The sequence below is a fragment of the Pasteurella multocida genome, from assembly GCF_900187275.1.
GTDB lineage: Bacteria > Pseudomonadota > Gammaproteobacteria > Enterobacterales > Pasteurellaceae > Pasteurella > Pasteurella multocida.
This window is the reverse complement of record NZ_LT906458.1, coordinates 1,995,679-2,007,895: the sequence shown is the minus strand read 5'-3', so window position 1 is coordinate 2,007,895 and position 12,217 is coordinate 1,995,679. Positions and strand designations below refer to the sequence as shown.

The window sequence follows — 12,217 nt, the reverse complement described above, 5'->3', positions numbered from 1 at the left end:
GATCATACTCTTTTTTAAGAAAAAAGCAAGAAATAAGAGGTTTTCTCTCAAAGAACCATCAACTGACAAAGGTAACATTTACAATTAAATTTTGTGCAGAAAAAGAGTAGAATACTGAAACATGTTCCCTTTAATTGAGAATAAAAAATGCAAAAATTGTTAGTCGTGCGCAACGATAAACTCGGCGATTTTATGTTAGCTTGGCCGGCATTTGCGATGCTTAAGCAATCGAATCCTAGCTTAAAACTGACCGCACTTGTACCGAACTATACCGCAGACCTTGCTCGTCTGTGTCCTTATTTAGATGACGTGATTATTGATGCGGGTAAGAAGGCAGATAAAGCCGACCAACTGAAAACCTTACAAGCCATTAAAGCTGCGAAATTTGATGCATCGATTAACTTTTTTTCAGATAAATACAATGCGTTGTTAGTCTGGAAAGCAGGGATTCCTTTCCGTTTAGCGCCAGCCACCAAATTAATTCAATTTTTATACAATCATCGCGTCACGCAGCGCCGTTCAAAATCGTTAAAACCTGAATTCGAATATAATTTGGATCTTGCTCGTGCATTTTTACAAAAAACGCACTGCCCAATCGTGGAACCAACACCGCCGTATTTAACCTTTGAGCAAAATGCCGTACAACATCAACGCGAAATGCTCAGTCAAACGCTTGGTCTAGCGTTAGAAAAAAAATGGATTTTTGTTCATAGTGGATCAGGCGGTTCAGCGACGAATTTATCGTTAGATCAATATGCACAACTCATTTTGGGTTTATTAAGTCAATTTGATTGCCAAATCGTACTGACAGCAGGCCCTAATGAAAGTGAAAAAGCGCATGAACTCGCCTCATGCGTCAATCATAACAATGTGGTAGTGTATGATAAAAATGCGGGACTAGTAGATTTTGCTCACTCGTTAGCTTGCGCCGATCTGTTTATTGCTGGTTCCACAGGACCATTACATTTAAGTGCGGCGCTGAATATTCCAACCATTGGATTTTATCCGAGTCGTCGTTCTGCGACTCCTTTACGTTGGCAACCAATTAATGATCCCACTAAACATCTCGCTTTTTCCCCACAAACACAGGATAGAGAAAAACAAATGGATCTGAGTCTCATTGATATTGATCAGGTATTAACACAAGCGATTCCCTTTGTGAAGACAATGTGGAAGCTTGAACAAGCACAGTAATGTGGCTTGCACGACCCAACCAATTGACACAGCAAACAGTACGGTACCAATTCCCAGTTTGCCTCCTAATAGAAACCCCAATACGCAAACACTAACCTCCATTGTCGTGCGGACCATGCCAACTTTCAGCCGGAAACGTTGGCATAATCCCACCATTAATCCATCTCTTGGTCCTGCACCTTGATGACAGGTCAAATAAAACGCCGAGCCAATACCAAATAATAAAATGCCTACAGTCAAATAAAAATAGCGACTCAAAAGTGCGGTCGGTTTGGACATAAATTCTACGCTTAAGCCTAAAAAGAGGGCAATCACCAGAATATTTAATACGGTGCCTAACCCTACGCGCAATCTCAATGGAAACCAAAATAGCATCACCACACAACTGATAAGGAAAGATGCCCAACCGACACTAAAATCGCCTTGAATAGCAACACCTTGCGAAAGCACCGTCCAAGGTGCCGATCCTAAATCAGACAATAAAATCAGCCCTTCACCCAGTCCAAGCGTCGCCAGTGAAATAAAAAGCACCCCCAATGGTTTCATTTCTACTGCCCATAAGGAAGACGCACTCCACGCAGTTTGAGGTAAGACATTAAATTTTTTTTGCATAAAAAGAAAACAATTCCGTGTATAACATTGCCTATCATAATAAAAAAATACGTTTACCCCAACAATATCGGGCAATGGGCTATTTTCATCCAAATTGAGAGCCATATCACATTTTAGCTAAAATTTAATACAATTTGCTTATTTATGCTCCAATAAAACAAGATTTTTCGTCTAAAACACAGTAGAATCAACAACTATCATTTCATTCTAACTTAGTAAAGGACTTTACAATTATGGGTACATTAATCAGTATTCTTGGTATTGTTGTATTGTTAGGGATTGCTTTCTTATTATCCAACAATCGCAAAGCCATTAACTTCCGCACAGTATTAGGTGCACTGGCAATTCAAATTGGTATTGGAGCATTAATTCTCTATGTACCCGCAGGACGCGATGCACTTGATTGGTTAGCGGGTGGTATTCAAAAAATCATTAACTATGGTAACGAAGGTATCAGCTTCTTATTCGGTGGTCTAGTCAGCGATAAAATGTTTGAAGTCTTTGGCGGTGGCGGTTTCGTCTTCGCAGTGCGTGTTTTACCGACTATCGTTTTCTTCTCTGCCTTAATTTCATTACTTTATTACATCGGTGTAATGCAGTGGATCATTAAAATTATCGGTGGTGGCTTACAAAAATTATTAGGTACTTCAAAAGCAGAGTCTATGTCTGCTGCGGCTAACATTTTTGTAGGTCAAACTGAAGCGCCTTTAATCGTCAAACCTTATATTAGCAAAATGACCGAATCTGAGCTTTTCGCCATCATGTGTGGTGGGTTAGCGTCAATTGCTGGTTCTGTCATGGCAGCATATGCGGGATTAGGTGTACCACTTCCTTATTTAATCGCGGCATCTTTCATGGCAGCGCCTGCGGGTTTACTCTTCGCTAAAATTCTTTACCCACAAACAGAAAAATTCAGTGATAATTTAGAACAAGTGGATGCGGAGAAACCGGCTAACATTCTTGATGCAGCTGCTGGTGGTGCTCTATCTGGTATGCAATTAGCCTTAAACGTCGGTGCGATGTTAGTCGCGTTCGTAGGCTTAATCGCATTATTAAACGGTATCTTAGGCGGTATTGGTGGGCTATTTAATATGCCTGAATTAACGCTCGGTATGCTGTTAGGTTGGATCTTCAAACCGCTTGCTTGGTTAGTGGGAGTGGAATGGTCAGAAGCCGAAATCGCTGGACGAATGATCGGTACAAAATTAGCGATTAACGAATTTGTGGCTTATTTAGATTTTGCAGCCTATTTAGGTGGTGAAGCCCCTGCTGTATTAAGTGAAAAAACCAAAGCGATTATTACTTTCGCACTCTGTGGTTTTGCTAACTTCAGCTCGATTGCAATTCTTATCGGTGGTTTAGGTGGAATGGCACCAAATCGTCGTGGTGATATCGCTCGCTTAGGTATCAAAGCCGTTATCGCGGGTTCATTATCTAACTTAATGAGTGCGACTATTGCCGGCTTATTTATTGGTTTAGGTGGTGTCGCGTTATAATGAAGCGTACAGCATCATGTCTTTAACTACGTTTGCTCAACACCACGACTTGTTCGTGGTGTTGTCGTCTAGGGCACAAGTAAACGTTTGCGTTTCACTTCATCATTTTAAGAACAAAAGTGAAACACAACAGATAAATTTCAGATATAAGGTATAATGTCTTGTATCATCATTTCCCTTCACTATTAACAAAGAGGAATTCACTATGACTCCACATATTAACGCACCTGCCGGTGCATTTGCCGATGTTGTTTTAATGCCGGGTGACCCATTACGTGCCAAATACATCGCAGAAACCTTCTTACAAGATGTGAAAGAAATCACGAATGTCCGTAATATGCTTGGGTTCACGGGAACCTATAAAGGCCGCAAAATTTCTGTTATGGGACATGGTATGGGGATCCCATCTTGTTCGATTTACACAAAAGAATTGATTACGGAATACGGCGTGAAGAAAATTATCCGTGTTGGTTCTTGCGGTGCTGTCCGTATGGATGTCAAATTACGTGATGTGGTGATTGGATTTGGTGCCTGTACCGATTCCAAAGTCAACCGTATCCGTTTTAAAAACCATGACTTTGCTGCGATCGCGGACTTTGACATGACAATGGCGGCAGTGCAAGCGGCAAAAGCAAAAGGCTTAAATGTCCATGTTGGTAACTTATTCTCTGCAGACTTATTCTATACACCAGATGTGGAAATGTTTGATGTAATGGAAAAATACGGCATCTTAGGTGTTGAAATGGAAGCTGCGGGAATTTATGGTGTGGCCGCAGAATTTGGTGCCAAAGCCTTAACAATCTGTACTGTGTCTGATCACATTCGTACACACGAACAAACAACACCAGAAGAACGTCAATTAACATTTAATGATATGATTGAAATCGCATTAGAATCCGTTCTAATTGGCGATAACGCGTAATTCTACCTATTAGACACATAAGAAAGTGCGGTCAGAATTTTCGTTATTCTCACCGCACTTTTTCAATTCTTTAAATTAGTATTCCCATTTTTCTGGATCGATACCCAATTCGCGCATCACTTGCTTTGCTTGCTCAGGAATTTCGTCATGGCGCTCTTTCAATAAGTCTTCATCCGTTGGCAACGGTTGACCGGTAAAGGCATGCAAAAAGGCTTCACAGAGCAATTCACTGTTCGTTGCATGACGTAAATTACGAATTTGTCTGCGTGTCCGTTCATTGGTTAAAATTTCCAATACTTTAATCGGAATCGATACTGTAATTTTTTTGACTTGCTCACTCTTCTTGCCATGCTCTGCGTAAGGGCTAATATATTTACCGTCCCAATTTGCCATTTTTTTATCCTGTTAATAAATAGACATAATAATTATGGGGCATTTTAATGAAAAATAAGCGCAATGACAATCTAGACGTTAAGATTGCTAGATATCCGTCACAATTTTTATAAACAGGGAAAAGAAAAGGCATCACCACAGTGATGCCCTTTCAAATAAACAGAGGAATTAAAAACTTTTGACGAGCTGTTGCAAATACGCTTTGAATTGCTGACCTAATTTATCATGCTGCAATCCATACTCCACAAACGCTTGCATATAACCAATTTTATCACCACAATCGAAGGATTTTCCTGTCATATGGAACGCTTCAACGACTTCTTTTTCAATCAACATATCAATCGCATCGGTTAATTGAATTTCATCGCCGACACCAATCGGAGTTTTTTCCAACAAGTCCCAAATTGCCGCTGAGAAAACGTAACGTCCAACCACCGCTAAATTAGAAGGGGCTTTGTCTAAACTCGGTTTCTCAACAATGCTATGAATTTTTGTACTTTCGCCACCTTTTAAATCAGCTCCGCCACAATCTACGATACCGTAGCTACTGACCTCTTTTTCAGCAACAGGCGCAACCATAATCTGGCTCGTTTGTGTTTCCTCAAAACGTTTGACCATTGCAGCCAGATTCTCACGTTTTTGATCCGCTGAAAAATCAGCCAATAGTACATCCGGTAGAATCACAGCAAATGGCTCATTTCCAACTAATGGTCTGCCACATAAAACGGCATGTCCTAAGCCTTTCGCATTACCTTGACGGACATGCATAATTGTCACATTTTTTGGACAAATCGAGCGAACCTCATCTAAAAGTTGACGTTTAACACGTTTTTCTAGCATTGTCTCCAATTCAAATGAGGTATCAAAATGGTTTTCAATGGCATTTTTTGAAGAATGTGTCACCAAGACAATTTCCTTCATACCAGCAGCCACGCATTCATTCACAACATATTGAATTAACGGCTTATCTACCAGCGTTAACATTTCTTTAGGAATCGCCTTTGTCGCGGGTAACATTCGTGTCCCTAAACCTGCGACGGGGATAATTGCTTTCATTTTTTTTCCTTCTTTAGTCTAGCCAACAAATACATTTTCTATTCATTAGAAAAATGCACTCAAGACTACTCTGTCTTTCATCGGTTTTGAATTATATCAATTCACATAGAACAACAACATAGAATAATCAGTTTAAACGGTAATCCAAAATGGGCTATTTAATTATTGTCAATAGCTCTTGCCAATAATCGAATACCTATAGGGTATTACTTTCCGCTAACGGCTCACCTAAATACGAATAACAACGAATCATCTCTAACATATTAACGAAACACTCACTCACCCACATGAGGTGCTTCTAATGCTTGTTTAATACGTTGATAAATTTCCTCTCTATGTACAGAAACGTCTTTAGGGGCTTTGATTCCAATTTTTACCTGATTTCCACGTATATTTAGAATCGTGATAGAAATATCATCACCGATGAGTAAGCTTTCGCCAACTTTACGGGTTAAGATTAGCATATGAACTCCTCACCTTTTTATCGTTTATGCAGAACGTCCCTATTCCCCTACAACATCCCTATCTCAAATTTGAAACTATTCACTCCACGCTATTGCACTCCAGACAATCGCGTGACGCCATGAATATGTGATATTACAGGTTTTCTTTTAACCACGTTGTGGCAAAAGATAAGGCATGATCAACATTCTCAATTTGTGTACCGCCAGCCATTGCCATGTCTGGACGGCCACCACCTTTACCACCAACTTGTTGTGCTAACAGATTGACTAACTCACCCGCTTTCACTTTGCTCGTTAAATCACTTGTTACACCCACAATTAAATTGACTTTTTCCTCTACAACAGAGGCAAATACAATAACCGCAGAACTCAGCTGATTTTTTAAATCATCTACAACAACACGTAATGATTTTGTATCAACGCCATCAAGTTTTTGCACAATGACAGAAACATCATTGATTTTCACCGCACTTCTCGCCAAATCGGAACCCGCTTGCATCGCGCTTTTTTCCTTTAAGACTTGCAATTCTTTCTCGGCTTTTTTCGCTTTATCTTGTAGCTGTTGGATTTTTTCGACAATTGAATTCACATCAGATTTCAATAAATCGGCACTTTGCGCTAAAAGCGCTTGTTGTTGATGCAACCAAGACATCGCATTTTCACCGGTAATGGCTTCAATACGACGGATACCAGCAGCAATCGCCGTTTCCGTTATAATTTTGCACAAACCAATATCACCGGTACGCTTCGCATGAATTCCCCCACACAACTCAATAGAGAAATCGCCCATCGTCAGCACACGAACTTGATCCGCATATTTTTCGCCAAATAATGCCATTGCACCTTTGGCTTTCGCTGCCTCTAATTCCATTAACTCAGTCTGGATAAGATGGTTAGCGCGAATTTGTTGATTAACAAGGCATTCAATTTCAACTAATTGTGCCTTCGTAATCGCTTCATGGTGAGCAAAGTCAAAACGTAATGCCACGTCTGACACCAAAGACCCTTTCTGCACTACATGCTCGCCTAGCACTTGACGGAGTGCCGCATGTAATAAGTGCGTTGCTGAATGGTTCAATGAGGTATTATGATGACGTTTTACATCCACTACTGCATTAACGGATTTCCCCACAGTTAAACTGCCACTCACCAACTCACCAATATGCCCAAACACTTGACCATATTTTTGTGTGTCTTTAACCTCAAATGAGAAACCTTGCCCATTTAAATACCCACTGTCACCGATTTGACCGCCTGACTCTGCATAAAATGGTGTATTTTCTAAAATCACCACCGCACTTTGACCAGCTTCAATGCGTTCAACTGGTTTACCATCGGCAAAAAGTGCGGTCACTTTTGCAAGTGATTCTGATGCCGTATAGCCCTCGAAAGTCGTGCAACCTTCAACACGAATTACATTATTGTAATCCATGCCGAATTGGCTCGCTGACTGAGCACGTAAACGTTGTGCTTCCATTTCACGATCAAAACCTACTTCATCGATCGTAATATTGCGTTCGCGGCAAACATCTGCCGTCAAATCCAATGGGAAACCATAAGTATCATAAAGTTTAAACGCCACTTCGCCTGACAATTCGCCGTTTTTCACGTTGGCTAATGCCTCATCTAATAGGGCTAACCCTCGCTCCAAGGTTCGCGCGAATTGTTCTTCTTCTAAACGTAACAATTTTTCAACGGTCGCTTGCTTTTCTTTTACGCCGATGCCGGCTTCCGCCATAACGTCAATAAGGGTTGGCACTAACTTATAGAAAAAGGCTTCTTTTGCACCTAATAAGTTACCATGACGTACTGCGCGACGGATGATGCGACGTAAGACATAACCACGCCCTTCATTAGACGGAATCACACCATCTGCAATTAAATAAGCACATGAACGAATATGATCCGCAATCACACGCAAAGATTTATTGCTGAGATCTTTCTCACCGGTTAATTCCGCGACTTTCGCAATTAATTTTTGGAAAATATCGATTTCATAGTTGGAATTAACATGCTGTAGTACCGCGCTGATACGCTCCAGCCCCATACCCGTATCAACTGACGGTTTTGGTAATGGCTCCATTGTTCCATCTGCGTGACGATTAAATTGCATGAAAACAATATTCCAGATCTCGATATAGCGATCGCCATCTTCTTCAGGTGATCCCGGCGGTCCACCCCAAATATGCTCACCATGATCATAGAAAATTTCAGTACAAGGACCACAAGGTCCTGTATCACCCATCGCCCAAAAATTATCAGATGCGTAAGGTGCGCCTTTATTATCGCCAATACGGATAATACGCTCTGCTGGTACACCAACTTCTTTGTTCCAAATATCATAGGCTTCATCATCGGTTTCATACACAGTGACCCACAATTTTTCTGCCGGTAATCCTAACCATCTTGGTGACGTTAAATACTCCCAACCAAAGTGGATGGCATCTTTTTTGAAATAATCGCCAAAACTGAAATTACCTAACATTTCAAAAAAAGTATGGTGACGCGCGGTATAGCCGACATTTTCTAAGTCATTATGTTTTCCCCCAGCACGAACACAGCGCTGTGCCGTCGTTGCTCGGGAATAGGGACGTTTATCCATACCTAAAAAAACGTCTTTAAATTGGTTCATCCCTGCATTGGTAAATAATAAAGTTGGGTCATTCTCAGGTACTAAAGCACTACTTGCGACAATTTGGTGCCCTTTAGTATGGAAAAAATCAAGAAAAGATTGTCTAATTTCTGCTGTTGTTTTCATTTATATAAGCCTTGCTTTCCTATTTTTTGGTCACTCATAATACGATTAAAAGTTAGTCTACTTATTCTTGCATATTTTTGATATTTATAAAAAAGCTTTTTCGATTCACTGTGAAGATTTTCGCGCCTCTCACCTAAAGCCTACAAAAAAACCAACCGCACTTCAATGGGATAATCAAAGTGCGGTTCAAGCTTTACAAACCTTTTACAAAAGTTTAACTATCAATAAAAGGACGACGCTTATTCATCACGCAATGGCACGACTAACATATCAACGGCAATGTTATTCATCACTTGACGAGTCGATGACATTAGTTTACTCCAAAAGTCTTGATGATGACCAGTCACAAGCAAATCAACATCGTATTTTTCGATTGCATCGGCTAATACTTGACCTAAATCACCACTACCACTTAATTTTTCTGCCACTGGATAGCTTGAATTTTCGGCTAATTGCACCAAAGATTGTTGTGTTTCTGTGGAAATACGATCTTGCATTGACGCCATATTCACATCAATTAACCCTGTATAAAGATCAGAGAAGTTTACATCAACGTGAATAATTGACAACTTCGCTTCATTCCGTCTCGCTACGCCAGCTGCTTTTTCCAACAAAAATTGGCTTTCATCAGAAAGATCTACCGCTACTAATACGTGTTTATACATAATAAACTCCTTATCCGATCAGGGGGTTGATAACACTTTCGATTTATCATAGCACCACTCCATAAAAAAAAATATGCCTTAGATCACGTTTTAAAAAACTTTTCAATACACAAACACATTTCCATAGTGCAAAAGAAAATTATGCTATGATAAACCTCATTATTTTTTCTGTAGGAATCATCAACATGGCTTATTCAATCGACGATTTTATTCATCTCATCGCCCAGTTACGCAATCCAAATGGAGGATGCCCATGGGATCTTAAACAAACGTATCACAGCATGATTCCCTGTCTAACGGAAGAAACCTATGAAGTGATTGAAGCCATCCAACAACAAAATATGCACGATCTGAAAGAAGAATTGGGTGATCTGTTATTACAAGTTATTTTCTTCAGCCAATTAGCAACCGAAGATCAACATTTCACCTTTAACGATGTCGTCGCGACTGTTGCTGAAAAGATTATCCGTCGACACCCTCATGTTTTTGGTGAGAAGATCGCAAATAACGAACAAGAAGCGTTACAAAACTGGAACGCCATCAAAGCACAAGAACATAAAGAAAAAGAGCAACATTCTATTTTAGATAATGTACCACATGCTTTCCCTGCCCTGATGCGCGCGGAAAAACTACAAAAACGCTGTGCTAAAGTCGGGTTCGACTGGGATGATAGCCAGCAAGTTATTGACAAAATCAAAGAAGAATTAACAGAAGTTCAACAAGAAATGGCAAAAGCTGACAAACAACAAGCCAAAATTGAAGAAGAAGTAGGTGATTTATTGTTTGCGGTGGTCAATCTGTGTCGCCATTTAAACTGCCAACCAGAAGAAAGTTTACGTAAAGCTAACCATAAATTTGAGCAACGCTTCCGCGCCGTTGAAAACAAACTCAAAGCTCATCATAAAACCCTTGAAAAAAGTTCGTTAATGGAAATGGACTTATTATGGGATGAAGTCAAACGAGAAGAAAAAAATAAGGTGCTCTAAGCACCTTATTTTTAGACTATTTTTTCGCTTAATGAGAGGAAATACGTTTCATATCTGTCATATAACCACGTAATTCTTGCCCGATCAATTCAATTGGATGATTGCGAATCGCGTCATTCACATCACGTAGCGTAATATTATCAATCTCAACCGTAGGCGTAGGCTCACCTAAATCCCCTTTTTGTAAGGTCGGCACAATCTCTTTTGCCAAAATTGGCGTCGCCACATTAGCAAATAAGTAGTTACCATATTCTGCCGTATCCGAAATGACCACGTTCATTTCATATAAACGCTTACGCGCAATCGTATTAGCGATTAGTGGTAATTCATGCAATGACTCATAATAGGCTGACTCTTCATAAATCCCGCTCGCGACCATGGTATCAAAGGCTAACTCTACGCCCGCTTTCACCATTGCCACCATCAATACACCGTGATCAAAATACTCTTGCTCGCTGATTTTACCTTCATATTTTGGTGCATTTTCAAATGCCGTTTTGCCGGTTTCTTCACGCCATTTTAAAAGATTTGCATCACCGTTTGCCCAATCCGCCATCATCGTGGCAGAAAATTCGCCACTGATAATATCGTCCATGTGTTTTTCAAATAAGAACGTTAATTTCGCTTTGATTTGCTCTGAAAGTTCGAAAGCACGTAACTTCGCAGAATTGGATAAACGATCCATCATCAACGTAATCCCACCTTGTTTCAGCGCTTCAGTAATGGTTTCCCAACCGTACTGGATTAATTTACCGGCATACGCAGGATCTTTGCCGTCCGCCACAAGCTTGTCATAACAAACGATAGAACCCGCTTGTAACATACCACACAGAATAGTCTGTTCACCCATTAAATCCGATTTCACTTCTGCAACAAAAGATGACTCAAGCACGCCCGCACGATGACCACCCGTTGCAGCCGCCCAGGCTTTAGCAATTTCTAAACCATCACCATTTGGATCATTTTCTGGATGCACCGCGATCAAGGTCGGTACACCAAAGCCACGTTTATATTCTTCACGTACTTCCGTGCCCGGACATTTTGGTGCCACCATCACCACTGTAATATCTTTACGGATTTGTTCACCTACTTCCACGATATTTAAACCATGTGAATAACCGAGTGCGGCACCTTGTTTCATTAACGGCATGACATCAGCCACCACTTTCGAGTGCTGTTTGTCAGGGGTTAAATTCACCACTAAATCTGCACTTGGAATTAATTCATCATACGTCCCCACTTTAAAGCCATTTTCCGTCGCACGTTGGAAAGACGCGCGTTTTTCTGCAATGGCTTCTGCACGTAAGGCATAGCTAATATCTAGCCCCGAATCACGCATGTTCAAACCCTGATTCAAGCCTTGTGCCCCGCAACCGACGATGACAATTTTTTTGCCTTTTAAGTAATCTGCTTCATTCGCAAATTCATTGCGATCCATAAAGCGACAACGCCCTAATTGATCTAATTGTTGGCGTAAATTTAATGTATTGAAATAGTTAGCCATGCTTGTGTCCTTAACATTGATGTTGTGTATTCATATGAGATTGTGTTTGCACATTATTTGTACTTTGTTCTGATTATAACGATTTTTATCATTGCGTAAATTGATATTATTGAAATTTTATGTTGCAATAAATGCAATATATATTTTGGATATTGTCATAAAGCGCT

General features: G+C 40.3%; 11 protein-coding genes. 4 read left to right on the top strand and 7 right to left on the bottom strand.

Going from position 1 to position 12,217, the window contains the following annotated elements:
- The first annotated feature begins 147 nt into the window (after window positions 1-147).
- Window positions 148-1,194, top strand: coding sequence for a glycosyltransferase family 9 protein (locus tag CKV69_RS09310; protein ID WP_015702637.1), 1,047 nt, complete (start codon window positions 148-150; stop codon window positions 1,192-1,194).
- On the opposite strand, the gene yczE is transcribed toward CKV69_RS09310, so the two are convergent.
- Window positions 1,138-1,806 carry a membrane protein YczE gene (yczE, locus tag CKV69_RS09305; RefSeq protein ID WP_016532897.1) on the bottom strand — a complete coding sequence of 223 codons (669 nt, stop codon included), beginning with the start codon at window positions 1,804-1,806 and terminating at the stop codon, window positions 1,138-1,140. The two genes, CKV69_RS09310 and yczE, sit on opposite strands and share 57 nt — an antisense overlap.
- Before the next feature lie 233 nt (window positions 1,807-2,039).
- Between yczE and CKV69_RS09300 the strand changes: the two genes are divergently transcribed.
- A complete protein-coding gene (locus tag CKV69_RS09300) occupies window positions 2,040-3,302 on the top strand; it encodes a NupC/NupG family nucleoside CNT transporter (RefSeq protein WP_010907113.1) in 1,263 nt (420 codons plus the stop codon).
- Window positions 3,303-3,507: 205 nt separating this feature from the next.
- Entirely contained in the window at window positions 3,508-4,224 is a 717-nt protein-coding gene (deoD, locus tag CKV69_RS09295) for a purine-nucleoside phosphorylase (protein WP_005751943.1), read from the top strand.
- Window positions 4,225-4,299: 75 nt separating this feature from the next.
- Here deoD and metJ read toward each other — a convergent pair whose 3' ends face one another.
- From metJ to uspA, 5 genes are all read right to left on the bottom strand, one after another.
- Window positions 4,300-4,617 carry a met regulon transcriptional regulator MetJ gene (gene metJ / locus CKV69_RS09290; RefSeq protein WP_005723835.1) on the bottom strand — a complete coding sequence of 106 codons (318 nt, stop codon included), beginning with the start codon at window positions 4,615-4,617 and terminating at the stop codon, window positions 4,300-4,302.
- A 168-nt stretch (window positions 4,618-4,785) separates the two neighbouring features.
- Window positions 4,786-5,673, bottom strand: a complete 888-nt coding sequence (galU, locus tag CKV69_RS09285) for a UTP--glucose-1-phosphate uridylyltransferase GalU (protein ID WP_005723833.1) — start codon at window positions 5,671-5,673, stop codon at window positions 4,786-4,788.
- A 275-nt stretch (window positions 5,674-5,948) separates the two neighbouring features.
- On the bottom strand, window positions 5,949-6,137 hold the full coding sequence (csrA, locus tag CKV69_RS09280) for a carbon storage regulator CsrA (RefSeq protein ID WP_005717766.1): 189 nt from the start codon (window positions 6,135-6,137) through the stop codon (window positions 5,949-5,951).
- 133 nt (window positions 6,138-6,270) lie between these two features.
- Window positions 6,271-8,895 (bottom strand): alanine--tRNA ligase, encoded by a 2,625-nt coding sequence (gene alaS, locus CKV69_RS09275; protein WP_025248550.1) that lies wholly within the window; start codon window positions 8,893-8,895, stop codon window positions 6,271-6,273.
- 239 nt (window positions 8,896-9,134) lie between these two features.
- Window positions 9,135-9,560 carry a universal stress protein UspA gene (uspA, locus tag CKV69_RS09270; protein ID WP_005717764.1) on the bottom strand — a complete coding sequence of 142 codons (426 nt, stop codon included), beginning with the start codon at window positions 9,558-9,560 and terminating at the stop codon, window positions 9,135-9,137.
- 185 nt (window positions 9,561-9,745) lie between these two features.
- Between uspA and mazG the strand changes: the two genes are divergently transcribed.
- Window positions 9,746-10,546 carry a nucleoside triphosphate pyrophosphohydrolase gene (gene mazG, locus CKV69_RS09265; protein WP_015702634.1) on the top strand — a complete coding sequence of 267 codons (801 nt, stop codon included), beginning with the start codon at window positions 9,746-9,748 and terminating at the stop codon, window positions 10,544-10,546.
- Between the two features lie 28 nt (window positions 10,547-10,574).
- Here mazG and ilvC read toward each other — a convergent pair whose 3' ends face one another.
- Window positions 10,575-12,050 carry a ketol-acid reductoisomerase gene (gene ilvC / locus CKV69_RS09260; RefSeq protein WP_015702633.1) on the bottom strand — a complete coding sequence of 492 codons (1,476 nt, stop codon included), beginning with the start codon at window positions 12,048-12,050 and terminating at the stop codon, window positions 10,575-10,577.
- Window positions 12,051-12,217: the final 167 nt, after the last annotated feature.